The 25418-nt window shown below is 40.3% G+C and carries 19 protein-coding genes; 14 read left to right on the top strand and 5 right to left on the bottom strand.

Features of this window, described 5'->3' with window-relative positions; genetic code table 11:
• Positions 1-84: 84 nt before the first annotated feature.
• Both QUD05_RS01610 and recD2 read right to left on the bottom strand, forming a co-directional pair.
• Positions 85-1014, bottom strand: coding sequence for a tyrosine-type recombinase/integrase (locus QUD05_RS01610; protein WP_289794387.1), 930 nt, complete (start codon positions 1012-1014; stop codon positions 85-87).
• An 869-nt stretch (positions 1015-1883) separates the two neighbouring features.
• Positions 1884-4016 (bottom strand): SF1B family DNA helicase RecD2, encoded by a 2133-nt coding sequence (recD2, locus tag QUD05_RS01605; protein ID WP_289794386.1) that lies wholly within the window; start codon positions 4014-4016, stop codon positions 1884-1886.
• A 1745-nt stretch (positions 4017-5761) separates the two neighbouring features.
• Between recD2 and QUD05_RS01595 the strand changes: the two genes are divergently transcribed.
• The 13 genes from QUD05_RS01595 (at position 5762) to QUD05_RS01535 (ending at position 22823) form a co-directional block, all read left to right on the top strand.
• Positions 5762-6349: a hypothetical protein gene (locus QUD05_RS01595; protein WP_289794384.1), complete on the top strand. Its 588-nt coding sequence runs from the start codon at positions 5762-5764 to the stop codon at positions 6347-6349.
• Positions 6350-6428: 79 nt separating this feature from the next.
• On the top strand, positions 6429-6794 hold the full coding sequence (locus tag QUD05_RS01590; protein ID WP_289794383.1) for a hypothetical protein: 366 nt from the start codon (positions 6429-6431) through the stop codon (positions 6792-6794).
• A gap of 46 nt (positions 6795-6840) precedes the next feature.
• Entirely contained in the window at positions 6841-9660 is a 2820-nt protein-coding gene (locus QUD05_RS01585; protein WP_289794382.1) for a putative type IV secretion/conjugal transfer ATPase, read from the top strand.
• The gene (locus QUD05_RS01580) at positions 9661-10368 is read left to right on the top strand and encodes a hypothetical protein (protein WP_289794381.1); all 708 of its coding nucleotides are present in this window, start codon (positions 9661-9663) and stop codon (positions 10366-10368) included. It begins immediately after the preceding gene.
• Between the two features lie 120 nt (positions 10369-10488).
• A complete protein-coding gene (locus QUD05_RS01575) occupies positions 10489-11589 on the top strand; it encodes a hypothetical protein (RefSeq protein ID WP_289794380.1) in 1101 nt (366 codons plus the stop codon).
• Positions 11590-11594: 5 nt separating this feature from the next.
• The gene (locus QUD05_RS01570) at positions 11595-12386 is read left to right on the top strand and encodes a hypothetical protein (protein ID WP_289794379.1); all 792 of its coding nucleotides are present in this window, start codon (positions 11595-11597) and stop codon (positions 12384-12386) included.
• Positions 12383-13939, top strand: coding sequence for a TrbI/VirB10 family protein (locus QUD05_RS01565; protein WP_289794378.1), 1557 nt, complete (start codon positions 12383-12385; stop codon positions 13937-13939). Before QUD05_RS01570 ends, QUD05_RS01565 begins: the two co-directional genes overlap by 4 nt.
• A complete protein-coding gene (locus QUD05_RS01560; RefSeq protein WP_289794377.1) occupies positions 13936-14691 on the top strand; it encodes a hypothetical protein in 756 nt (251 codons plus the stop codon). The genes QUD05_RS01565 and QUD05_RS01560 overlap by 4 nt, the downstream gene beginning before the upstream one ends.
• Complete coding sequence (locus QUD05_RS01555) at positions 14688-15878, top strand: hypothetical protein (protein WP_289794376.1); 1191 nt, start codon at positions 14688-14690, stop codon at positions 15876-15878. Before QUD05_RS01560 ends, QUD05_RS01555 begins: the two co-directional genes overlap by 4 nt.
• Before the next feature lie 217 nt (positions 15879-16095).
• Entirely contained in the window at positions 16096-18000 is a 1905-nt protein-coding gene (locus tag QUD05_RS01550) for a type IV secretory system conjugative DNA transfer family protein (protein WP_289794375.1), read from the top strand.
• 4 nt (positions 18001-18004) lie between these two features.
• Entirely contained in the window at positions 18005-18493 is a 489-nt protein-coding gene (locus QUD05_RS01545) for a relaxase/mobilization nuclease domain-containing protein (protein ID WP_289794374.1), read from the top strand.
• 47 nt (positions 18494-18540) lie between these two features.
• Positions 18541-22053, top strand: a complete 3513-nt coding sequence (locus QUD05_RS01540) for a DUF3854 domain-containing protein (RefSeq protein WP_289794373.1) — start codon at positions 18541-18543, stop codon at positions 22051-22053.
• 5 nt (positions 22054-22058) lie between these two features.
• The gene (locus QUD05_RS01535; RefSeq protein ID WP_289794372.1) at positions 22059-22823 is read left to right on the top strand and encodes a hypothetical protein; all 765 of its coding nucleotides are present in this window, start codon (positions 22059-22061) and stop codon (positions 22821-22823) included.
• Here QUD05_RS01535 and QUD05_RS01530 read toward each other — a convergent pair.
• Both QUD05_RS01530 and QUD05_RS01525 read right to left on the bottom strand, forming a co-directional pair.
• Positions 22820-23014: a hypothetical protein gene (locus QUD05_RS01530; protein ID WP_289794371.1), complete on the bottom strand. Its 195-nt coding sequence runs from the start codon at positions 23012-23014 to the stop codon at positions 22820-22822. The genes QUD05_RS01535 and QUD05_RS01530 overlap by 4 nt on opposite strands.
• Before the next feature lie 31 nt (positions 23015-23045).
• Entirely contained in the window at positions 23046-23810 is a 765-nt protein-coding gene (locus tag QUD05_RS01525) for a sensor histidine kinase (RefSeq protein ID WP_289794370.1), read from the bottom strand.
• A gap of 257 nt (positions 23811-24067) precedes the next feature.
• Here QUD05_RS01525 and QUD05_RS01520 point away from each other — a divergent pair, with 257 nt between their 5' ends.
• Positions 24068-24721, top strand: a complete 654-nt coding sequence (locus QUD05_RS01520; protein ID WP_289794369.1) for a response regulator transcription factor — start codon at positions 24068-24070, stop codon at positions 24719-24721.
• Here the strand turns inward: QUD05_RS01520 and QUD05_RS01515 are convergent, their stop codons facing one another.
• Entirely contained in the window at positions 24722-25315 is a 594-nt protein-coding gene (locus QUD05_RS01515) for a DUF6753 family protein (RefSeq protein WP_289794368.1), read from the bottom strand.
• Positions 25316-25418 lie beyond the last annotated feature (103 nt).

The following is a 25418-nucleotide window of genomic DNA, read 5'->3' as shown; positions in this document are numbered from 1 at the left end:
GAAAGCTGTTTTTGTTTTGTTTCCGGTAGCAATTAATGCCACTGGTTCCAATTTGTGCTGCATTTCCACAAGTCATGCAAAATGTCAAAGATCCATCAAGTTTAAAGCGCTACTGTCATTAGGTCTAGCTTTGAGATAGCGATCGGTGATGGCTAAATTGGCATGACCCAAAGTTTCTTTCACCAATACAGGATTAGTCCCGCGCTCAATGGCGTGAGAACCGTGGGCATGACGTAACCAGTGAGCAGAAACTAGTTCGCTTAATCCAGCTTCAAGGGAGATCGCTTTAACAATCGGGTGTAAGTTTTGACGGTCGAGGTGTCCCCCCTTTTGACTTGGAAACACTGCTTGATTGGAGTGAGCCGAAGCTTTGAACTCCATTAATTCCGTCCAGAGTTTCTGCTTGATGAGAATTGTCCGATTTTTACTGCCTTTGGCTTTTCGCACGTACACTTGACCACTCTCACCACGGGGTGTCAAATCTCCCCAAGTCAGCTCACAGATTTCACTTGCCCGTAACCCTGCTTGATACAAGAGTTTGATAATTAACAAATTACGTAGGGCTGTGTACTGTCGTTTGGGAGTTTTCGCATCAGCTAAATGCTTAGAAGCTGCCCGTACCAACAATTTAATATCAGCTTCATCGAGATAGCGTTCGTTGATTACATCTGGTAATTCACCCAGTTTTAGTGCCATACCCACATTAAAAGGGAGATATCCAATTTTATGAGCGAAACTAATCAAGCTTTTGGCACAAGCTATGTATATCCGCTTTGTGCTTTCGGCATTGCCCCCAAAAGAACTAGCGTATTCTACCAAGTCTTCATAAGTCACTTTTTTGAGAGGCTTGTCCAGAAAATCCAGAAATCGCCTAGTGTATCGCTGGTAAGCCCGAATAGAAGACGACGCTTTTCCCTCCAACCACAGCGCAATCAACTTCGCCTCCGCCTGCGCTACTGGCAAGGAAGCAAGAGCCTTTCTATGCGCTGTTATATGGACAAGAGAGAGCGTCATTATTATTACTCCCTTAATAATCAGACACAAGTGTAGTTTCGTCTGGTTTTATAGTGTCTGATTTTTATTGTCCTTTAAAATGGGCGTTTCAACTCACCCTCAAGCGAATGAAAATTTCTCGATTTTTGCGTATAGTACACCTCTAATACTGAGGAGCATGACAAACACAATACTGCTATGCAATTGTTCAGCAGGGTATTTATTTTGAAAAGCCTAAAAGTAGGTGAAAAAAATAAACTAAAAATGACTTTATAGTTAATAAATGATATAAGAGGTCAAAGAGCGGACTCCAAAGTTTATTCACGCCGCAGTGTACTGCTTTTTAAGCGCTATCACGCCATAAAACTATAGAGTCATTTTTAGTTTATTTTTTGAGAGTGGTTTGATAAAAGAAAGGCAGGAGGCTCAGTTGGAAGAAAAGGTACAAACCGAACTACGTTCCGCAACGCTTTCGCCCCTAGTGGGCGAAAAAGTAGGAATATTCTTTTCGTTAGCGAAGCGGCACGAAGTGCGATGCACAGCACGAAAAAAGATGCGTCCGTAGCACAAACCTTTTCCCTTCATGGGAGAGGTGTCCCTTCTGCCAACTGAGCCTCCTGCCTCCTGCCTTGCCGCCAAAGGCGGCTTGATTGCTTTGTGTTTAAGACACTTTTTTTCTAGAACCGCAAACGGGAGCTAGAGAAGTAGTTTCTCAAGAATTGCCAAGGCACTTACCAGTAATGAAATGCCCCGCCGTCGCTTACGAGACAGCAAGAAAAGTGTACAAACCGAGTGGAATTGTGGGCGAAAGCACAGCTAGCTAGCAGATTTCTCACTCTTGATTGAGAGCAACAACCACAAGGTGGGTGAAATTGTTAAGTTGAACATTTCTAAATTGCAATCGTCGGGAGCAAAAAAGCGCTTTCCAAGCGCTGCTGTAATCGCGTATATCGCAGTTGGCCGTCACTAGAACGCAAAGCCTTGGATATCGCTTTCTTGGAACCAACGACAATCGCTAACTGCTTGGCACAAGTTAATGCTGTGTACAACTGTTTACGAGACAACATCATATAAGGCTGCGTATAAATTGGCAGAATTACTACCGGATATTCTGAAACCTGGCTTTGATGAATGGTGAGGGCCCAGGCGAGGGCAATTTGATTTAAGTCTGCTCTCGTCCTAACGACAGTATGCTTACGATACTGTACAGTAACTTCCATCTCTTCAGGATCAATGGCCTTGATAATTCCGAAGTCGCCATTAAAAATATCGTGATTATAATCATTAGTCAGTTGAATGATCCGATCGCCTTCTCGTAATAAATTCCCGCCCTTGGTAATCTCTACTTTGTCGGGACTGGGCGGATTAATCAACTGCTGCAATACGGTATTGAGGTTACGAGTCCCAAGCAAACCCCGCGACATGGGGGAAAGCACTTGCACATCAGTAGCTCGATTGTAACCCAGGCGGGGAATCAAGTCTGTAATGATTTCGGATATTGCTTTAACACCATGTTTGGGGTGATGACCGCCGCCGTGCCACAGACACTCAGACACGGGATTATCGGAAATCGGTTCAATAGTGGGAAACTGGCTTCGGTTAATTTGGTGAGCAGCGGTGATAATTGCGCTCTGTTGGGCTTGCCTAAATACCTTGGTCAAGCGCACCACCGGAACGTGACCAGAATTAATCAAGTCAGCAAGGAATTGACCCGAGCCCACAGAGGGTAACTGGTCAATGTCACCCACTAGCAGTAGTTGGGAACCGTATTGTATCGCCTTTACCAAAGAAGATGCCAGAAACAAATCAAGCATACTAGCTTCTAGCGCGACAATTGCGGTATGGGGTAAAGGGTTTTGATTATCGCGTAAGAAGCCCATTGTCTCTGGGTCAAATTCCAACAAGCAGTGTATCGTCTTGGATTCGAGTTGTGTGATTTCACTCAGGCGTTGAGCAGCGCGTCCAGTTGGCGCAGGCGCAGCTAAGGCGATAGATTTGCCCATTGCTTTCCACAGAGAGACTATGGTCTGGGTGGTGAAAGTTTTACCGCAACCGGGGCCACCAGTAAGAATCATTACCTTTGAATATGCAGCCATTTCTACCGCTAGCCGTTGCTGTGGTGAAAGTTTGATTTTATGACTCTTGGTGAAGCGCTCAATCCAGGCGCGAACACGAGGCATATCTTGTGCAACTGGTTGGCAAAATCTAGATTGTATTAATTGAGCAAGGTTCTGTTCGGTGTGAAAGTACGTTGGTAGATAACATAGCAGCGTTTGGTCTTCGCTTTTCTCACGGATTAAGTCATCCTTGAGTGCCATGTCTTTGATAATATCAGCGAGGGCATCTTCTTCGGGTGTGTGATCTGGTGTAGTCAGCAGTTTGATAACATTCTCAATGAGTTTTGGCTGGGGTAAATAGCAATGCCCATCGGCAGCAGCTTCGTTCAAAACATGAATTAAACCAGCACGGTAACGGAACTGACTATCAGGCGCAACTCCTAAATAAAAGGCAATTTTATCAGTTCTCAGAAAACCAATACCGTAGATGTCAGCAGCTAACTGGTAGGGATTGCTGGTGAGAGTAGCGAGTGCTTCATCCAAGTAATGCCTGTAAATTTTGACTGCATAAGTAGTAGAAACGCCATGACTGTGGAGAAATAGCATTAAATAGATGTAAGAGATGTAAGAAAATAAAATAAAAATAAGTTGAGAGCTAAATAAAGATATTTTGAATTGAAGCAGAGACTTGATATTTGGGTTATGCCATCGGCGACGGCGACCTGGACGCGAACAATCCCACAAACTATCGAGTTTGCCCCAGTACCAACGATGAATTGTGTCGCGTACAGTCTGTGGATGCCATTTTAAGTATTGTGCGATCTTTAGCACTGTCCATCCAGCGGCTGATAATCGTAGTACAGTGGCACGACTTTGAGTTCTTGATGGTATACCTTTTGCTTGAGTGAGTGCTAATAGGGCTTGATCTTCTATTGGTGACAGGTCAACTTTTAAAGGCGCTGGCATCTTGGTCAGGGGTAAAAATATTTACGACTAAAAGAGATTATCCCAACTTGATGTGCCATTTTACTTTATCGAATTCTATTTACGAACGCCAAGATGCTCCCTAATGGGCGAAGGAACTTTAGGTGATTGCGAGTTAGTTTATGATGTCGTAAATTACACAGTTAAAAATACAAGTTTAACATCGAACAANAACCCCCTGCTGTATCATGATAATTGTCTAGGTAAATAAATATGTTGGTGGTAGGTTTATTTAGCCTATTTACCTAGATGAGTATAATGCAGAAAGTTTTACTGCATACAAATGCCTACAGTAATTATAATTGCGTAACANNNAGTGTTTTAGATTACAAATATTTTCTTTATCTAAGAAAGAATAAGACAATACTTGCGTTGGTTGTGGTGGAGATGGAGGAAGTTGCCGCGACTGAACTGCGATCCAAGGAAGCGACTGTGCCTGATGTTTACGATTGCGTCTTCTTCCATTCGTCTAATGTTAAGCAAGTTTTCCCAGTGGGTATTAATCCTGTGGTTGCTGACACACCAAAATTTTTCAGCGCATAATTTTCTACTTCTGCGTCCTTGAAGGCAAGTTCTACTACTGTTTGTTTTTCCTGCTTTGACAGAGCTTCAATCTTCACGTTTGCTGCGGTAGGAACAGCATTCGTTTTATCTCTGGTGAAATTTTTTACATTATAAAATTGCTCTTGTCCTGGCTTACCTGAGTTCAAGCATCCTTTAGACTTGACAAACAATCCTGTAGCCCAATAGCTATTAACAAAGTGTTGCTTATTAACAAACTGCACGCCATTAGCTGCCCAGACGTAAACGGGATCAACATATCCTTTAGTTTTGGGAATTTTAGTTTCGCTACATCTTACTCCATCCCGAAGACGACTTCTATAATCTCCGCATACCTTCCAAGTTATTCTATATAAGTTAGGTGTCTCTTCTACATATTGCCTTATTTGCTCCTGTACTTCCTTATCTTTTTGGCTTTGCTCATCAGTTGCCGCCGCATANGTAGGTTTTAAGTCATTCTCTGCCTGAGCAACCAAGTCTCTTTCAGACTGGCAAGCTCCTAAGCATAGTGCTACACCTATTGAAACAAGTGCTGTAAATATTTTTCTTGTACTCATAAATACTCCAACAAATGATTATGAAAATTAATTCCCAATTTCCTTGCTTGACCAAATATCTACTTCTAACAAATGCTGAATTACAAGCTGCAAGTATTATACATATTTGTTCTATACATGCACTCAAGTTTTAACAGTTTTTAGTGATGATGCAAAACATGGTGAGGTATCGAAGGTAAAGTTAAATTTATGGAGAGTAGGGATACTTAAACAAGTCGGAAGTCGGAAGTCGGAAGTCGGAAGTCGGAAGTACAGTTTTGTAACGGGGATTTTAATTAGGCTCTTAACTTAAATCCCCAAACTTTGTTAAAGCTAATTTCGATATGTTAAATCATAAAGCTAGCCAATAGTCAATCCCCCCTATTTGGCACTTACTGAAGAGTTTGCACAAATATTTATACTAAATAATGATTAAGGATGTGATTATATCAAGCACAAAGACTGATAATACAAGAAAGAGATTTTTATCTACGTAGATGATTGCTGTTAGAAATGTTTATACAGTACTACAGTTCTGTTTTTTTCAGTACCAGAGTTTGTGGATTTTGGGGTTGACTTATTCAAGAATGTGCCTATCCCTCAAGACATCGTTCAGGAGAACGAAAGCAGATGCGTACTTCTTATGGATACCCAGATTTTGCTGCTTCGCCAACAGCAACCCTCTCGCCTTCTCCAAAGAATGAGAGGGCGACAAAAAGCACACTTACACTCATGGGTGTGACTGGTGTGTTGATGATAGCAGAGATGTCCGTCCACAATATATTGATGGGTGGATTTATGATTGCGTCTGCCATCGTCATTGCCTTGCCGAAACAGTCACAAGCATTATTTACTAACTTCGACAAAGTACAACGAAAGTATGGAGTTAATGTCTATGCTGTGTTGTTTGCACTGTTAGCAGTAATTTGTGTAATTGATTTTGCGGCGGCTCCAGCTAATGCTCAGTTTTTCAATAATGCTCAAACTTGGATGACCAACACTTTTGGTAATGCCGGTAATGGACAAACATCAGCAGTTATCGCACTTTTTTTCAATGTATTAAGAGCTTTATTCCTATTATATGTTGGTATCAGTCTAGTTCGGATTATTCAATCTGCCCGGAATGATGAAGACTGGCAGACACTAGCAAGAACTCCATTAATCATAGTTATGGCAGTTTTTGTTGGAGATTTAATTACTGGCTTGATTGTTCAGTAAAAAAGCTTTTTCAGTTATCAGTTATTGATAAATACGTATTTGCATTAATAGCTGATAACTTTTTATTAAATCAATAAGTATGTCAACGAAACATGATTTTCGGACAGTAAATAGGATTTTAGGAGAAAGACCAAGGCTAGGGCCATTCCCTGCTGACCAAATATTTGCCTGGACATTAATAGCAGTAGTCAATGTATTTATCTTTAATTATCTACTGAAAACAAGTTGGTTAGGTACAGGATTAAGTATTGCTTGGGGATGGGCAACATGGTGGACAATTTCTACAAATAAAGACTTTTTCGGTAAGTTCGTCAGCGTCCCTCGGATTAGTAGGGGATATATGAGATTTCAATCAATACAACAGAAGTCGGAAGTCGGAAGTCGGAAGTCAGAAGTCAGAAGTCAGAAGTCAGAAGTCGGAAGTCGGAAGTCGGAAGAAAAATAAGTTCTAAGTTCTAAGTTTTAGTTAAATTTCAGTGATTGGTAAAGTTATGCCAAATTCTTCTAATAAGGCTAAAGATAAATTAGGTAAAGTCGCATTAGAAAACGAGCAGATTAGTGTTGTGAAAATGCTCACTCCCTTTGAAGATATTATCCATTTAGCGGGGATTTGTGACCTCAACTTAGGAGGTAGGCAGGGCGTAGGCGCATTAATTCTTAAAAAAGGTGAAAATATTCAAATTAAATTCTGCTTTGATTGTTTAGGGATTCATCCGAATTTAGAATCATCGCAAATGCTGCCTATCTTTGAGGGGATAGAAGCGGGGCTAAAAGAAATTCCCGAAGGGGAAAACTTAACAATACATTTAGGTTCTTTTACGTCTGATTATCACCGACAAGAAGAACTGTCCAAGCTAGAGAGTAATTGTCAGATTGACCAATTAAAATTGTTAATACGTAGTGAAAGATTAAGGACTAAAAAACTAACGGAAAGTGGAGCTAGGAAGAATAAGTTTTTGAGACTATGGTGTACTTACACTGTTATTGATGACGATGAACGGTCTAAGGATTTTATAGAATCTCTGATTAGAAAATTAGAAAAGGGCTGGTTTCGCTTTACAGGTGAAATTCACGCCCATAACAATACTAGAATTGAAAATATTCTGCAAAATTCATTTAACGATGGATTTTTACAGTGGTCAGCTATCCTGGGCAACAAGATGAAGTTGGGGATTAGGGTTTTAAGTGCTGAAGAAATTTGGTCAACAATTTGGCAACAGCTTAATTGCTCTACTCCTCCGGCAATCCCTAATCCATTAAAAATTGACCCAATAGATGGAATAGTAGAAACTCAGACGAGCGATTTTCACATCCGCCACCAGATGTTAGAGAATGAGGAGTCTGTGCCATTTTTCGATAGAAAATGGGTAAAACTACAAAATAAATATATTGGGGCGCTCAACTTCAGCCAAAAGCCAGGGGGGTGGTATGACGAACAAGCTCAATTACGTTATTTGTGGGAATTAATCTCTAGAGATAGTATTTATGATACAGAGGTTATTTGTCAGCTAACAAAGGCAAATCAAGCTATTTCTAAAACAAATCTTCAACGCATTACCAAACAATCAATTACCAGCACTTCTTTATCTACAGATAAAGGAAATATTGATGTCAAATCGGGGATGAATATTGAGTCGGCTGTAGAGGCGCAGAAGACAATATATAAAGGTAGTGTAGTAGTGCATACCGCAGTTGCTTTTCTGGTTCACCGTCCAACCCTACGGGAATTAGACGAAGCTTGCCGATATCTTGCCAGCTATTTCTTGCGTCCGGCGGTAGTTGACCGGGAGATTGAATACGCTTGGAAGACATGGTTGCAGTGTTGCCCATTTGTTTGGGAGCCGTTGTTAACCAAGCCTTTTAACCGCCGACTGCCATATTTTAGTTCGGAAGCACCAGGGCTGATGCCGTTGATTAGGACTGCCACAGGCGATTGCACTGGCTTTGAGTTGATTGCAGAAGAAGGGGGCACACCAGTACATCTAGACTTATACCAAAATCATAAGAATTTGGCAGTCTTCGGCGCAACTCGTTCAGGTAAATCTGTATTGGTGGCAGGTATTCTTACCCCGGCACTTGCACAAGATATTCCGGTAGTGGCACTAGATTATCCTAAACCAGATGGTACTTCTACATTCACCGACTACACAAATCTGCTGGGCGAAGATGGGGCATACTTTGACATCTCCAAAGAATCAAACAATCTTTTTGAACTTCCTGATTTGCGCTCTCTGGATGCAGAACTGAGAAATGAGCGATTGAACGATTTTAAGGAATTCCTCAAATCAGTGCTAATGACAATGGTGATAGGGACGAGCATGATTGGTGTCAGCCCAACGATTACCACTAATATTGAGTCAATCATTGCGTTAACATTAAAAACGTTTTTTAATGATGACGAAATTAAATCGCGCTACAAGTTAGCAATACAAAATGGATTTGGAAGCCAATATTGGAGCGAAACTCCGACGCTCAAAGATTTTTATAATTTTTGTTCTCCAGCTTTCATACAATTAGATTCTATTGCTAGTAAGAGTCAAGAGATTTCCGAAGCCTTACAGCAAATCAGGCTGAGAATAAATTATTGGTTGAGTACCAGGGTAGGACAATCAATCTCACGCCCATCCAGTTTTAGAACTAATGCCAAATTATTAGTATTCGCTTTACGTAATTTATCGAGTGAAGCTGATGCTGCCATACTCGCTCTTAGTGCATATTCTGCTGCATTACGTCGTGCATTATCATCAAAAGCTTCGATATTCTTCCTTGATGAAGCACCAATATTGTTTCAATTCGATGCGATCGCCTCGTTGATTGGGCGATTGTGTGCCAATGGAGCTAAGTCTGGTATCCGCGTCATCATCTCTGCCCAAGAACCAGAGACTATATATCAGAGCGCATCTGCACAGAAGATATTTGCCAATATAACTACACGTTTAGTAGGCAGGATTCAATCATCAGCCGTTGACCCGTTTATTGTTCGCTTTAAATATCCTATTGAAATCATCAGGGTCAACAGTACAGAAGCTTTTTATCCCAAAAAGTCGGGGATTTACTCACAATGGTTGCTTGATGATAACGGTAAACTCACATTCTGTCGCTATTATCCTGCGTATTGTTTATTAGCCTCAGTTGCTAATAATCCAAACGAACAAGAATTACGCAGTTTGTTTCTCAAGCACTATCAAGATAATCCTCTACTTGGGTTAGTCAAATTTAGTGAGGATTATATCAGAATGATTCGGGGGGAAGAGTTATCAGAATTAGCGAAGAATTTACTTTCAAAATCACATACAAGACAAGTAGCTTAAATGAAAAAGCGGACAATTGGGGTAATACTTTCTGCTACAGTTGGCAGTTTCTTTATTGCTGCACCTAGCTATGGCATCAGCATCAACGATTTTTTTAGTTCTATCGTATCGGATCTTCAAGGAGAAGTTTCGGAAATTCAAGCATGGGCCAAGGGTGAGATTAACAGTGCTTGGGGTGACATCAAAGAAAATGCTAATGCGGCAATTGATAGTTCTATTGGACAATTGGGTGCGCCTGACCCAATCGCTTCGGCTGAACAATTGAAAAATACGCTCAAGGATGATTATTCTTATCCTGTCGCCCAAGAAAAAGCACAGAAGCTAGAGCGTGAATTGACGCTTGGCTCGATTGCCAGCGTGATTGGAAAAAAAGGACAGCAGCAAACTCAAGAAAAAATTGATACTACTGCACAAATCGCTAAACTTGCAAAAGGTATTGCTGATGAGGCGCAGAATATGGATGCCTCTCAAAACGTTCTCAAAGCGATCGCGTCTCAGAACGGCTTAATTGTGTCAATGTTGGCACAGCAGCGTACTGATTCTTTATTAGCCCGACAGGACAATGCTTACTCTAACTTGATGCTAACGCAAGTAGCGGAGCATCTTGATTCTCAAAGGCAAAAGGAGAACTCCGAAGAAGATGGCAGATTGTCTTTAGTGCATGAAGTGGTACTTAATGCACGGCTAGATCCTACTTCTGCTGACTGATTAAAAGGGTATAGAAACACAGTAGGAGGGAAAGTTACAAGAGCTTTTCCTTCCTACACAAACAATCAACTAGCGTTCAAATGTCTGACAAAATTACTGTATTGAGCAAGGATTCAAATCATGTTTTTACTAGCCAAACTAGATGGTGGTGATTTAGCTGATTTAGCAAAAGAAAATGCAGCTTCAATAGCTCAAGGATTTGATGAGCTTTGGAACGAAACTATTACAGGTGGTGTTTATTCAGCAATTTGTACAGTCGGAGCTTTATTTGCTGTAGCAACACTAACTTTCTTCGTCGTTGAATGGACAAAAAAAATGATGGCGGGGGAAGAACAAAGAGCTTATACAGACTTTATTTGGCCGTTAATAGTAGTTCTTTTGCTCAGTAATAAGGGGGATGTACTAGGAAAGTCAACTTTGGGGATTAGAAACTATATTAATAATGTAAATAATATAGTTCTTAGCGAAGCGGCGGCAGGAATTGACCTCAAGCAAGCATTTGAAAGTGCATTGGGAACTGAAGCAGCACGTAGCGCTATTGGTATTGCTGTAAATAAATGTAGGAATTCATCTTTAAGTCAACAAGAACAAATTAACTGTTTGGCTCAAGCTAAAGAAGATTTAACCAAAAAATATCCAGATAAGTTTAACAAAAATAATGGAGCTTTTTCTTGGTTTATAGATGCGGTTGATGGCGCTATCGATGCTTTTAATGATGTGAAAGATGGAAAAGCAAATGGAATCGATTTAATGTTATCTCCCATTAATGCTTTTGTTGGGTCTGCTGTTACTGATATAGTTACGATAATTTTAGTCGGGATGAATGGGGCTTATCAATGGGGAATTGAACTGACTATGCTTGTAACAGCACTGTTGGGGCCTGTAGCTGTTGGTGGTTCTCTGCTACCTTACGGAGCTAAATCAATTTACAGTTGGTTAGTAGGATATTTCAGTGTAGGTTTTGGCAAGCTCTGCTTCAATATCATAGTTGGTTTCGCCGGGCAATTAGTCGCTGAATCTAAATCTTATCAGCCAATGTTCTTCCTATTTACAATTGGTATAATTGCGCCATTCTTAGCTACAGGTTTAGCGGCTGGTGGTGGCGTTTCTGTTTTAATTCAAATTAATAAAGCTACTGAAACTTATAGTGGTATTGCTATTGAGGTTGCTAAAGGTGTTGCTACTAAAGGTGGTAGTTTAGTCGGAAAATTGGCTAAATAAAACTTATGCTGAATCATCAAAAAAAAACTCAACCCAAAGAACCATTACAATTACTTAGTTACAACAAGTATGTAACAACAAGAGTCGGAATAATTTCCCTGGCTGGGTTTTCAATGGCTGCGCTTTCTCTATTATTACAATTTCTAAATTATGGAGCAGTTAGTGTTTTAAATAAAAAACAGTTGGCATTAGTACAACTCTCTTCAGGAGAGACAATCGCCGCTAGAGTAGTAGACCCAAAAGAACGGTCTGATGAAGTAATTAAAAAATTTGTATCTGATACATTTATTACTACGTTTAATTGGGATGGATTAGTAAAAGCATTTAATGATCAAGGAGAACCTATCACTAAGCAAGATATTGGGGTAGAAGTAGGTAAACTTAATAATAAATCTAATAGTCGGGTTGCGACTAGAGCCTATGATGCTGCATTTGCTTTAAGTGAAAATGAAGGATTTCGCCCCGCCTTTCTCAAGAAATTAGCATCAATCACTCCGACAGGTATATTCAATGGTGATACTCAAGTATCTTTAATTCCCCGATTCATATCCCAACCACGTCAAATTAAATCAGGGAAATGGGAAATAGATTTTATTGGTACACTGGTAACTTTTGACCGTGAGTATAACTCAGGTAAAGGAATTGCTTTCAATAAAACCGTTACAGTTTCTTCAATTTCTAATCCAGAATATATCCCAGCTAATACCACTGAGTTAGCTAAGAAGATTTATGCAGCCCGTCGCGCCGGATTAGAAATTACAGAAATTGTAGATTTAAACTTCGGGAGAAGGAAATGAGCGAAGACAACGGTAAAGGGTCTGTATCAACTATAGAGGATTTGCTTGAAATAGATGATACTAATAAAACTAATGCTAAAAAAGCACCAGAACTGGAAAGTTTATTAGTAGCGACTAAGCACACATTTGTCACTTCTCCTTGGTCAAGACTAGCAATAATTGCTGTCCCTTTTGGAGTTGGATTTTTAGCGATATTTTTGATGCTCAATGGCGTTTTCAATCCCGCACCAGCACCAAAGATTGGTCAAAAGCCAGGGGAAACTATTACTGCTACAGAACAAACACAAGATGATGAGGGGGATGGTGACGCTCGTGCAAAACTAGCTCTGTCGGATCAAGAAGATGAGTTAGGTCGCATTAACAAAAATAAATTTGACCAACTAGCGCCAGTACCAGTTTCAGTAGACCAAAAAGTTGTGCCATCTAACCCACCATCTCCACGACCTGCGCCATATCCGGTTCAAAATACACAATCACGTCGCGTAACTCAGACTGCACCACAACCTAGAAGAACCTACACTCAGCCACCAACACGCACGAGTTTTTCTCCAAGATCCTCTATATCTGCACGGACAGTAACGCCCCTAGATCCTCTTGAACAATTGAACAAACTCCGAGGCATCGGTTCTTACGGCAAAATCGCATACACCGAAATTAGCACCAGCAAACAATCTTCATTAGATCCGGCTCAATCTCAAGCTCAAGCAATTCAAAATCAACCGAATGAACAAACAGATACAAACAATTTTGACCAAACCACGCCCCAGGTGGCAAGCGAGTCGATTGAAAAGATCCGCCCCAGGTGGCAAGCAACTTCTAAAGTTAACAAGATTACTTTAGCTAACAATTATTTACCTCAAGAAAGCCAAATTCTCCAAGGAAAACAAACTCGTTATTTGACAGTTGGCTCATTTGCTAGTGGTGTGATCGTTACCCCATTAGTTCAAACCACAGTTAATAGTTCAGGACAAGGAAAGACACAAACACCAACCTCTAATAACACTAAGTCTATTGCTAGGCTGCAAGAGGATTTACGCGATAACTATGGGCAAGTGGCAATCCGTTCGGGAACAATGTTTGCAGTCGAGTTAGCTTCGGTTGATGGCGGCAGTTACGCTGTCGCTTATGTTAGAGCGATCATCAAAGATAATACAGAATATCCGATAGGAGCGGGTGCGATTTCTGTGACTGGGGAAGGTGGTAGACCCCTGATTGCTCGGAGATTTCAAGACAGGGGTGGCGAGATTGCCCGTAGTGACTTGTTTGGTGGCGCTGTGTCTGCATTAGGGAAGGTTGGGGAGATTATGAACCAACCGGATAGTGAAGAAGAAATTTCTGATGAACTCACAGGCAGGATTCGCAAACGTAGTAGTGGCAATCAGCGCAATCTCACTGGTGCGTTAATGTCAGGGTTTTTTGGTAACATCAGCCAAAATCTTAGTCAACGCAATCAACGTGCTACTCAAGAAATTACTTCTCGCCCTAATACTTGGTTTATTCCACAGGGAACCAAAGTCACTTTTAATGTAAATCGTTCTTTGGAGTTGCCATGAAAAGCATAATTGACATAGTTACAAGCGGCACTCTAGCGTTGGCTCTCGCTCTGACTCCAATATCCACAATTGCCGCCCCAGTTGTCCGTACCATCTTTCAATCAATGGCTAGTGGGACGCAGGCCAAACTACAAACTATCAACGTCTGGAATGGTCACGGTGTAGCAATTTCTTTCTATGAAATTGGCGAGACAATCAAAAAAGTCTGGTTAGATGATCCGTCGCAAATTCTGCTTGACACAGATGGTTGCTTAGAGGGACTGGATCAAAATTGCTCTAACCCCGGTGCTGGGCTGATTTATCTGCGGCGGATCAAGAGAGTAAACATTCCCGGAATACCGCAAACATCTACCACTTTGTTAACAGTAATTACGCAGTCATCCTCTGGGGAGCGTAAAGCTTACAGTTTTCGGCTAGCAACAAGTAATGGCACTTCTAAATATAGTCAGGTAACGATCCAGAATGATGTCGCACGAGAACAAACAGTCCCGAAGCCTCAATTGCAATCATTAGTTAAAACACAGCAAACAATTAACCAAATTCGAGGCGGTATTGTTGTCGCTATTAAAAGTGGATGGATTCTTCAGCAAGATGAACTACACCAACGATTGCAAAAGTTAATCGGTTATATACAAGCAGGTGATGACATTTCTACTGCTGCTAATAAGGCTTCTGTCTCTCAAGACTTAGTTAACAAATTAATTGCTTTAAATAATAATTCTGATAATTTAAGACAAGGTAATAGTTTATGAAATCACCTTTTCGCCTCAATGATAACGCCTTACGTTACTTAATCTTTTTTAGTTTAGTAGGTAGCTTATTTATTCATAGTTTCATAAGATATGGGCTATTGAACTCTTTTGTAGGCTTTTTGCTGCCCAAGGCTTCAGCACAAGTACCCATTGTAAATTCTCCTAATGGGTTTACTCCTGATTGGTCGCGCTTGCGTTTTAGCGACATGATTATTTCTCTTAGTGGCAGTGTTACCTACCCAAGCACAAGAGGTACAGAAACTAGAACCTGGACGGCAGGACAAAGCATTAGCGAGTTTATGGAACTGGGAGATTTTGAAACACCTCAATTAGCAATAGAAAATTTAAATCTCTCAACCATAGCTTCAGTACAAGGAATCAATTTAAGTAGGTTAACATTAGATGATTTTCAATTAACTCAATGGCAAACTTTACCATCTTTAACCGAAGCGATTCCTGGCTTAGGTAATAGAAATGTTACAAGTGTTAAACCTGTGAGCGATTTTTTGAGAAGATTTGGAATTACTGGGGGCACAATAGGTAACGCCAGCCAAAATTCTCGTTTACGTGACGTTCCATTAGGAAGAGTAATAAATTTAAAAAATTACTCATTAACATCTATTTCCGACATTCAAAACACATCTATTAATAGATTTGAGAATTGGCAAGACTCCAAAATTAATGGAGTACCTGGACTATCAACTTTGACATGGGATAATTTGCCAGGGCTGGAAACACTCGACCTTTCATTTGTTGCTTCATTTGATCTGCCATTGGGAGATATTGAGGCTAACCGTACCCGCTCTATATCTGGTAGCTATCAAGATGGCTTTAATGTTCCCTGTCTACAAAACAATTGCGCTCATGCGGAAATGTCCGGCATTGGTGAGACTACTGGAACACAATGGATATCTGGGAAATTCCAAAAGGTTAATGGTGGATTTGGCATTTTAAAAGCTCTTAATGATGGTAAAGAGCCTACTGGTCGAAACCCCTTTGGCTCCAGCTTTAAGCAAGTTGTTTGGAATATTTATGAAGGCAGTGGAAAGGTGGAGACTACTATGTTTTTCCGTATCTGTAAAACTATCCCTTTCATTGGTCGCACTTGCAGTCCATACTTCATAGGGCCTGTACCTTTTATTGAGTACCAAGAGAAAGACCCCATCGTTCTTGGTCAACCAGAATAGGGTGTAGGGGGTAGGGTGTTGGGTGTGGGGAATCAAGAAAATGTTGAACTCCGTGACGCAACTAAAGGTTAATTGTCTTAAACACACTCAGCCTACACCCTACCCCCAACACCCTGCCAAGCGCGAGGTTTCACGTTTTCTTAGTGACATTCCCCTATACCCCACACCCTACACCCTGCCCCGAAGGGGCTTGGTCAACCTAATTCTCTACCTTAAAATGAGCAAATCTTTCAAAATAAATAGCGCTAATTCTCAAGGATTTCGATTTGAGCAATTACAAAATCATAATGACGCAATTGGCAAGTACACTCACTCTCTTTTCACCCCCAATGGACTAACAGTTTTGTCCTTACTTGGTGCTTATATTTTGATGAGGGTGTTTTTTGGCGATGGTAACAAGAAGAAAATTGCTACCAGTTATTGGGGTGGTAGTAAAGAAACTGCTACTGCTCAGAAAAAAGCCATCTTGCAAATCGTCAATCCCCAATGTGATAGTGCGGCACTTTACATTGGTAAGCATCAAGGAAAAGGTGGTGGCACTACTAGTTCGCCAAGTGAACTTGGCGGGGTAAAGGGTAAGGGGGAAGGGGGAAAGGTTTTAAATCCTTTACCCTTTACCCTTTCCCCTTTCCCCAGACCTCACAAGCGTATTTTGGGTTGGCAGACTAATACTTTTTATATTCCTGATGTGCAAAGAGGTACGGCAGTTATCGGCGCTCCCGGTAGTGGAAAAACATTCAGTGCCATTAATCCGATGATTTACTCGGCAATTGATCAAGAATTTCCATGTATAGTTTATGACTTCAAATACGCTTCTCAAGCGAAAATTGCTGCCTATGCTAAATATAAGGGCTATGATGTTCACATCTTTGCACCGGGATTTCCTGAATCTGAAGTCTGCAATCCTTTAGACTTCCTCAAAGACAGCAGTGATGCTGAATCTGCCCGACAAATTTCCACTGTCATCAATAAGAATTTTCGACTTTTGGGCAATTCAACTGAAGATGGGTTCTTTGGCCCTTCGGGGGTCGAGCTGACTCAAGCAATATTGATGTTAGCTAAAGAATTTGGCGATTACGCCGATGTCATGACTTGTGCTGCAATACTCTCTAGTGAACTTATGGTCAAGCGCCTGATGGCTGCTTCCCTTAACCCTTGGGTAAAAATTGCTTTTGGTCAGTTGTTCAGTTCTGCTGCATCTGAAAAAACTGTTGCAGGCATTGTTGCTACCGCCAGTATTATGTTCACTCGCTTTATGGCGAAAAACACACTAGGCTGTTTCATCGGTAAGACAACTTTACCTTTGGAAATTAAAGGTAAGCAGATGATTATTTTCGGGTTAGACAGAGAACGCCGAGATGCAGAGAGGCCCCTGATGACCAGCATTTTACACATGACCATCGCCCGTAACATTGCCAAAAAGCGACTTGATCCACTCATCGTTGCACTGGATGAATTACCCTCGATTTACTTACCTGACCTGTATAGATGGCTCAACGAATCTCGTTCTGAGGGCTTCTGTGGTATTATCGGCTTCCAAAATATGGGGCAGCTTGAGAAGAACTACGGTAAAGATATCGCTAAGGCGATCCTGGGGGCTTGCAGCACTAAGTTTATATTCAATCCTGGTGAGAACGAGTCAGCGCAATTATTCTCCAACTTCTTGGGAGATGAAGAGATTAAGTACAAGCAAAAAAGCCGTTCTACTGGTAGTAAAAATAACAGCACTAGTATTAGTGATCAAGAAAAAACTAGAAAGCTTTTTGAATCGGCTCAATTTCTGAAGTTAATTGCTGGTAAATGCGTTTTTATTAACCCTACTTATGCTAATAAAAACGAAGGTTCAGTTCCACTATTGAAAACTATTAAAATTTCTCAAGCTCTCAAAAATATTGAGAAATACAATCAACTTAAATGGGCGAGAATTGTTAGTTTACTAGCTAGGAGAAGTACGCAGAAATTTCCCTCTAGGCAGGATTTAGCTTTACGAGTTAGGCAAGTTGAGTTACGCTTTCCCCTTCCCCAAAATCCTCAAGCGGTTTCTAATAATCCCGGTCTGACATCAAAAAACGTTGGCAGTATGGTTAATCAAGACCAAGTTCCTTCTGATATCGGGTTTTAATATTATGAAAATGACTATTGAAGAATTGAAGATTGATAATTTTGACTTAATTAGAACTTTATCTCAACAGTATATTCTTGCTAATAGTAGTTTCATTGATATTAATCTGACTCCAACTCAAATTATTGATGATTTTAATGCCTTGTCTGGAACTAGACCAAGACTTAAGAGTTTGGGAATCTATATTGTCATCAGTTTGAAAAATATTTATATTAACCTAAATCAAAAATTATGTATTCAAATTGTTAATCAATATATTCATGGTATTGGCTGGGATGATTTGCAGTACATTTGTTTTGTTGATATTAATCCAAGTAACGTTTACATTCATATTGTTTTTAATCGGGTTACACCCCAAGGTAAGCTCATTGATGTCAAATACTTGGGGGCTAAGTGGCAACAATATGAGGTTTTACGTCAATCTTGTTCTCGGATTTTAGAAAACCCTGTTAATAATAAATATTTGCAAATCCGCTGCAACTGTTGTTCCTAAACAAAAGTACAGCACAAGGCACAGTGTATAAATAATTAATAAAAAATATGTTTGATGAACGACATTTGCAACTCACTTCCGCTTACGCTAGAGCTAGTCAGCATTTTATTAGAGCTTTTATTTATCCTTTAGGAGAGTTTATTTACAAATCAATAGAATCAGCTATTGATCTAAAATGTCGAATCGAAATAGGAGAAGAAACTTATTTTCTTACTCCTGATGAGGATGGTGGCTGGAAATGGTCTAAAGGTAACTTTGAAGGTGTAACAGATGAGGAAATAGAACAAGTAGAAGAGATAATGGCATATTTATTGCCTAAACTTCTCCCCGGTAGTAATGATATAACACCACCTAATTTTTCTCCTGCTCCTGATTTACCTCCAGTTTTACCCAACCCCAATTCCCCCTTAATTCTTCCGCCTTCTGCCACATCTGTTGAGTTTTTAACTATACCAATCGATTCTCAAAATCCCCAGGAATATCTACCTATTAAAGACCAAGAAAATTTAGATTTAAATGCTTCCATCCATAGAAATGTTTTTTTTACAGTTGAAAGCGCCAACAATGGCATAAGTAGTAAAAAACTTGAGCGACAAAATACTCAAGATATCCCGCCTCACCCAGAACATATTGATCCGCAACATTGGCACGAACTCGTAGTAGGCAGCGCGATCGCACCAGATATTGCACATCTCAACTTCTCTAGTCTTCATTTTAGCTATGTCGGTGGCGAACATGAAGCTTGGGAACGGCTGATGATCAGCGACAAACTCTCACGTACAAATACAGGTAGCCTCTCTATTAGGCTTTTAGAACTCTATTCCCATCTAGATGCAGGTGGCTGGTGGTGTAATTCAGGAGTAGACCCGCGCACATTTGCTAATCTTACCCCTGGTGAGCAACCTCAAGTTAAAGAATGGGGATGTTATAAGCCAAACCGCCCCAGACCCAAAACCGTGAAAAAAGATGGGTTTACTGTTGCGGTTGAAGGCAAGTTCATCAAATATGAGCATCCACCATCAGTTGATTTGAGTATTTTCTTACTAGATGTTCCAGGGGAAATTGCCCAAAATATTTACTCAAAAGCTGGAGTAAACCCCACCGACAGCGATCGCTTAAGTGGTTTTTGGTATTGTGTGTATAAACACAATATCCCACTCGTCATTACAGAGGGCGCGAAGAAGGCGGCTAGTCTGTTAAGCCAAGGTCACGCAGCCATCGGACTACCGGGAATTTCCTCCGGCTATCGCTCACCCAAAAACGAGTGGGGCAAGAAAATTGGTGATTCCTATCTGGCTGATGAGTTAGCTGTTTTCGCAACTAAGAGTAGAGAAATCAAAATCTGCTTTGATTATGAAACGAAGCCTGAAACTAAACTCAATATCCAAAGAGATATTTGTCAGACAGGAAGGTTATTACAAGAATTTGGTGCTGTCGTTAAAGTAATAACGCTGCCAGAGCCGGATAAGGGTGTAGATGATTTTATAGTGGCACAGGGAGGAGAAAGTTTTGAAAAGCTATCTGCCGGAGCTATAGCTTTAGAGTCATGGCATCAAAATCAACTTGATAGTTTACGTTTTACTATCAAGCTCAAAGATGGCACAGTCAAAACAATTGCTCAACAAAAAGGAGATTTTACTGTGACAGATGCTCCCGAATTAGAAGCAAACATTGGTGTATTTAAAAAAAGTCGTGCTAAATCACCTATTGACCTTGGTTCACAAATTATAGATATAAAAGTTATTGATTCAGATATTATTCATTTAGATGTTGCTTTTGAGCCAGCCCAGCCAACTGAAACTCCTGTAATTCCACAAAACACAAAAAGCATTAGTTCCTGGGCTAAAAAAGAAAATGTTACAGTTTATGAGCCTAATTTTTTTAGAAAGCGCCTAGAAGCTAGCGAGAATAAACAAATAGCTTTTGCTGCTTATAGTTTGTTAAAAAAATATGGTGTTGAAGCGAAAGATGAACAACAGCAGACCAGTGGCAAAATTTACCATGCTGATGCTTTTGTAATTAAGAATCATGGTGCTGATAAATACAGTATCTCTCGTCGCCATGATGATGTAGAGTTAATGACTTTTCAAGCTGATAAATGGGGACACGTAGGCAATATTAAACTTTCTTACACAGAAATAGAGTCTGAGCCAAAAATTTGGGGAGAAAAACAAATTAACATTCTGCCTATTGAAAGGCAGGAGTTTTTGTTAGTGGCTGACTACCTGAAAGCTGGTAAAGAATTGCCCTCGGTTGATGAAGACCCTCGCAAAATAGCCTCTGTCGTTGGTTCAGTCTCTCCTAAAGGCACACACAATATTTTAGAAAGTTTCAAAGAAAACGAGGTATTAAAAATACTCACACAAAGTATTACTAGCTTCGAGAAAGACGATTTGACCTTGGGCAATTACCGGATTCTTTTTCGGCAAACCAGTGACAATACATCTACTCTGCAATTACTCAAAACTGAACACAATGGTACAAATCGGGAATCTGTTCGCTTTCAGTTTGAGAAAACTGACACAGGTATGACTCATCAAGTCCAAGGGATGGCTATCACTGAAGCTGATTTGGAGAAGTTAAGACTATTGGCTCAAAAGCTGCATATTAATTACAAAGCATTATTTGGCGACCCGACAGACACCCGTGACATCGACTTGCCCATTCATCCCGAAATTACCCGTAATTTAGACGAGGAGCAGTCACACCAATCTACTCAATCTACGCCCAACGTACCAGATCGCAAGACACAATCAAACCCACAAGGAGTAAGCTCTAATTCTCCAAAACAACAGAATGCTGTATCACACTCAACTACACCAACACCTAACAGCACAACACCATCACAACCAACAAAACGGCCCAATTTTTCTTCTAACTTAGATAACGCTGTGCTACCACTACATCCAGTTTTGAAACAATATTGGGAGCAGTTAGAAAAAGATGGTTTTTGTCATGAGACTGTAGCGCAAGGACATTTAGAATTTCAATCTAAAATTCAGGAAACTGGAAAATTAACTGTTGGTGAACAGCGTGAACTTTACCAGCAGATTCAAAATCAGGCTTGGAGTGAAATCAATCACTTTCGGCGTACTGATATTGTGCTTCCACCATTAGCTTATATTGTTAATGATTTGCGATCGCAGGTTCAAAAAGAAGCACAGCCACAGTTTTCTTCTGACCCAAAGCGTGATACACCCGTGTCTCTCCATCCTGACATCGCCTCTCATTGGCACGATTTAGAAACGAATAAAACTTGGTCTAGTGTTGCCAATCAGTACAACAACCCTTTACGGGAGAAACTTTCAAAAACTGGCAAGCTGACTATTGGAGAGCAACGTGAACTTTACCAGAAAATTCTCCTTCAAAGTCAATTCGAGCAGCAGAACATTGGGCAAACGAACATCTCACTCCCTCCTTTGAGTGATATTATTCAGGATTTGCTCAATACTCGTAGCCAGATTATTAACAATACCTATACGCCCAAGGTTGAAGTACATTCCCAGAAATCTCACACTCCACAACAACCTACTACTAATTCAGAGGAATTAGAATTGTAATACCTATGCAATCTAGCTCAGTGGCACAAACCATCACTATCATCAACCGCAACAGTGGCTTTTCTGACAACCAATTGGCCTACAGACTGGCGCTGATGATGGAGAAATACCCACCCTCACCGTCAATAACCCCCACACTAGACGCTACAGAGCGCGAAAATATTATTGGTGAGGTGAGAAATACTTTATCTCTTACGCAAAATGCTCAAAGTATTGAAGATTACAGGCAATCCCTTAAGGAAAAATACTACCAAGAGTACGCCCAAAAATTTGGTTTAAATAAATCCGAGGAAACACCTGATATAGATAAGTCAACAAGAGTTGAAGATTTGATCAATGAAAAGAAAAAGACATTCTTGCAGCAGATATTAGAAACTAAAGGGCGCAAACTGCCTTTTGTTGATAGCCAACAGTCAAAATCGGTTGAGAGTGAAAATGATGAGGTTGCGAAAAAATCTCTTATTCCTGCACTAATGAATATTATCGTTACAAAGGGACAAGATACTATTGGCGGTCGGGTCTATGAAGGTATGGCTTATCAATTAAATTTGTTGATGAGAGAAGGTATGCAGCGTCTGACTGTTTGGCGCAAAAGTGATAATCAATCGGCTTTTAGTGCTTATAAAGTAGAAGAAGAGGAAGAATACAAGGTCATACACAATCACCTTTCACCACAAGAAATACAAAAGCTGATCAACTTTGATACAAGAGTGCAACAGCAACAGCAACAGCAAAAGGAGCAATCTCCCGACGGGCCAGAGTTAGACTAACTAAAATACCCGACAAACAACCCAAGAATGTAAGCACTTACTAAGACATATCGCTTAGTCACCCGCTCGAATTGTGACCAGGGTGAGATGATGACAGCTAATACTATGTAAAACAATGCTTGTAGAAAATCGTTGTATCCCAGTTTGATAATTGCCGCTATCATCAAAGCCACAAAAATTAGAAATTCCACTCCTGTTTCGATCCTGTCCCAAAGTTTCACATCATATAGGTAACGCATCTTGTAACCTCTGCGATTTGGGCAACATCCTACCATCAACCCCATAAACCCCGTCATCTTTGTAAGGAAATATAATGGTGAATTTGGTTCCTTGTTTGGCTACCGAGTTTACGCTTATCTTCAAACCATGAGCATGAGCCACACATAAGGCGATGTACAGTCCTAATCCCATCCCTGATTGATGTAATAAATTGCTATTTGGCGCTCGCCATAATGGGATAAATATATTTGATAGTTGTTCTGCGGCAATTCCACAGCTAGTATCTTCAATTTCGATCGCTAAATCATCTTCTTGATTGAGCAGCCTTAAAAAGATATCTCCGGCAAGAGTGTACTTAATAGCATTTGTCACAAAATTACACAGCATTCTGTCAATACTTATGCTATCACCCCGTACTTGCGTTCCATGCTTGTATGATGATTGAGTTTCGTAGTGGAGATTCAAGGAATGATACTGCGCTATTGGCTTGAATAGGGAATAAGTTGTTTGTAAAAAACTCAACATATCAAACTGAGCTACTGTTACTGGTTTAGCTTCTTGAGAGACTCTGTTAGCTTCAACCAAGCTCATACCCCGATCATTAGTATCTCGTAGGGCTATCAGAAATGGTCTGATTTCTTCTAAAGAGTATCCATAAGCGCCATCAATTAACTGATTTACAATCAACGATGCCCCTTTAAAAGAATTCGACACATCATGGAGTAAGGCTGATAAATCCAACTGTTTGCTTAAAACTTCCTGTTGCATAACTATGTTTCCAACGACAGATGGTTATTTTGGCTACTTTTATGAATAAATACTAATTATGTCTACAAGATTTGAGAATACTTTTATTTTAGTTATAAAAAGAAATTATCCAATCCAACTTTAGTACTAAAGTTTATTTCATTTATCTGGAAAGATTTTTGATTATTTTTATTTTATATTACAGACATGAAAAGTAAAAGGCTTAACACCAACAACTATGCTATAAATATTGAGTCATCTTATAATCGAAGTGATCTATGATTCGATTAACGCTCATTGAGGATGAAGAACTCATTAGGTTGGGGATCACTACTGCTATCAATCAACAACCAGATATGGAAATGGTCGGCGTTGCTCGTACTGGTATTGAAGGGATTAATTTAGTTAAGGAATTAAATCCCGATGTGATTTTGGTGGATATTGGTTTACCTGACATATCGGGGCTAGAAGTGATCAAAGAGGTCAAAGTGAATAGCAAGACTAAAATTGTTGTTCTTTCTTCCCATTCTTCTCAAGGCACTGTTCAATCAGCTTTAAATGTTAGCGCTGATTCTTACATTCTCAAAAAGAATAATGTTCCTCTGATTTTAGAAGCAATTAAAACCACATTCTACGATAACAAGTCTTTTTTTGACCCTGATATTAGCCGAAATAATTTCTTCTTCCAGCAGAAAATTAAGGGTAAGACTTACCAAGATCATCTTAGTGCCACTGAAATGCAAATTATCTCTTTGATGGCAGATGGTTCTTCTAATAAGCTGATTGCCGAGCGGTTATTTATTACTGAAAGTACCGTTAAAGGTCATATTAACAAGATTTTTGCGAAGTTAGATGTCAAGGATCGCGTCAATGCTCTGATTGAAGCTAGTAAACTTGGGTACATCGAACAAGATTACCTGAAAGTAGGTTAGCTACTTACTTACTTGAATTAAACAATAGCCTTGGGTTTTACTGCGTTGTGTTTGACAGGCTTCAATTGCTGCTTGATTCTTCAAGATAATTTGATACATTTGTTTACCCTCTTGGGATTTTGCCCACTGGAGAATCTTTATCTCGTTACGTGAGACTACTACTGACTGATTCGTTCCTATATTTTGCACCAGATTCCATGTGGTCAGCGAACCCAGCAAGGTACTGCCAGCCGCTACTAATCCACACACAAGAGATACTGTCCCCAATCCCCAGCCTGCCTGCACTTTCATGCCTGTGCTGGTGGGCTTGATTTTTTTGATCTCATCACGTACAGCATTTGACACAACTGTATAATGCATTGACTCGGCTTGTTTGCTTGTCTTATCCAGTTTTTGGTCTATCAGTGCTGCCCACGCTTCTATCATTGCCTCCATTCTTGCCTGGAGGTCTATGATCGTTTCTTCATACCTGCCCAGTGTCGCCATCATCCTAAAAACTGGATCGTCTGGTGTAATTCCTAGTTGATATGCCCCTTCAACTATGCGTTTTTGTTCTGATGGGGAATAACCTTGTAATGTGTCTTGTAGTGTCATAAAGTAGGGGGTTGGGTGTAGGGTGAATGGCACGCTTGTTAAGCAGAAACCCTTGATACAACTGGATGAGAGGGTTGCTGGTATTGGGGTTGCTGGTATTGGG

Origin of the sequence: Nostoc sp. GT001, from assembly GCF_030382115.1 — a bacterium.
In the GTDB taxonomy this organism is placed as follows: domain Bacteria; phylum Cyanobacteriota; class Cyanobacteriia; order Cyanobacteriales; family Nostocaceae; genus Nostoc.
This window is presented reverse-complemented; position numbering and strand designations above follow the sequence as displayed.

What these genes read in the sequence shown, in the direction of transcription:
- QUD05_RS01610 (WP_289794387.1), bottom strand. Translation starts at nt 1,014, where the DNA reads ATGACGCTCTCTCTTGTCCATATAACAGCGCATAGAAAGGCTCTTGCT.
- recD2 (WP_289794386.1), bottom strand. Translation starts at nt 4,016, where the DNA reads ATGCCAGCGCCTTTAAAAGTTGACCTGTCACCAATAGAAGATCAAGCC.
- QUD05_RS01595 (WP_289794384.1), top strand. Translation starts at nt 5,762, where the DNA reads ATGCGTACTTCTTATGGATACCCAGATTTTGCTGCTTCGCCAACAGCA.
- QUD05_RS01590 (WP_289794383.1), top strand. Translation starts at nt 6,429, where the DNA reads ATGTCAACGAAACATGATTTTCGGACAGTAAATAGGATTTTAGGAGAA.
- QUD05_RS01585 (WP_289794382.1), top strand. Translation starts at nt 6,841, where the DNA reads ATGCCAAATTCTTCTAATAAGGCTAAAGATAAATTAGGTAAAGTCGCA.
- QUD05_RS01580 (WP_289794381.1), top strand. Translation starts at nt 9,661, where the DNA reads ATGAAAAAGCGGACAATTGGGGTAATACTTTCTGCTACAGTTGGCAGT.
- QUD05_RS01575 (WP_289794380.1), top strand. Translation starts at nt 10,489, where the DNA reads ATGTTTTTACTAGCCAAACTAGATGGTGGTGATTTAGCTGATTTAGCA.
- QUD05_RS01570 (WP_289794379.1), top strand. Translation starts at nt 11,595, where the DNA reads ATGCTGAATCATCAAAAAAAAACTCAACCCAAAGAACCATTACAATTA.
- QUD05_RS01565 (WP_289794378.1), top strand. Translation starts at nt 12,383, where the DNA reads ATGAGCGAAGACAACGGTAAAGGGTCTGTATCAACTATAGAGGATTTG.
- QUD05_RS01560 (WP_289794377.1), top strand. Translation starts at nt 13,936, where the DNA reads ATGAAAAGCATAATTGACATAGTTACAAGCGGCACTCTAGCGTTGGCT.
- QUD05_RS01555 (WP_289794376.1), top strand. Translation starts at nt 14,688, where the DNA reads ATGAAATCACCTTTTCGCCTCAATGATAACGCCTTACGTTACTTAATC.
- QUD05_RS01550 (WP_289794375.1), top strand. Translation starts at nt 16,096, where the DNA reads ATGAGCAAATCTTTCAAAATAAATAGCGCTAATTCTCAAGGATTTCGA.
- QUD05_RS01545 (WP_289794374.1), top strand. Translation starts at nt 18,005, where the DNA reads ATGAAAATGACTATTGAAGAATTGAAGATTGATAATTTTGACTTAATT.
- QUD05_RS01540 (WP_289794373.1), top strand. Translation starts at nt 18,541, where the DNA reads ATGTTTGATGAACGACATTTGCAACTCACTTCCGCTTACGCTAGAGCT.
- QUD05_RS01535 (WP_289794372.1), top strand. Translation starts at nt 22,059, where the DNA reads ATGCAATCTAGCTCAGTGGCACAAACCATCACTATCATCAACCGCAAC.
- QUD05_RS01525 (WP_289794370.1), bottom strand. Translation starts at nt 23,810, where the DNA reads ATGCAACAGGAAGTTTTAAGCAAACAGTTGGATTTATCAGCCTTACTC.
- QUD05_RS01520 (WP_289794369.1), top strand. Translation starts at nt 24,068, where the DNA reads ATGATTCGATTAACGCTCATTGAGGATGAAGAACTCATTAGGTTGGGG.
- QUD05_RS01515 (WP_289794368.1), bottom strand. Translation starts at nt 25,315, where the DNA reads ATGACACTACAAGACACATTACAAGGTTATTCCCCATCAGAACAAAAA.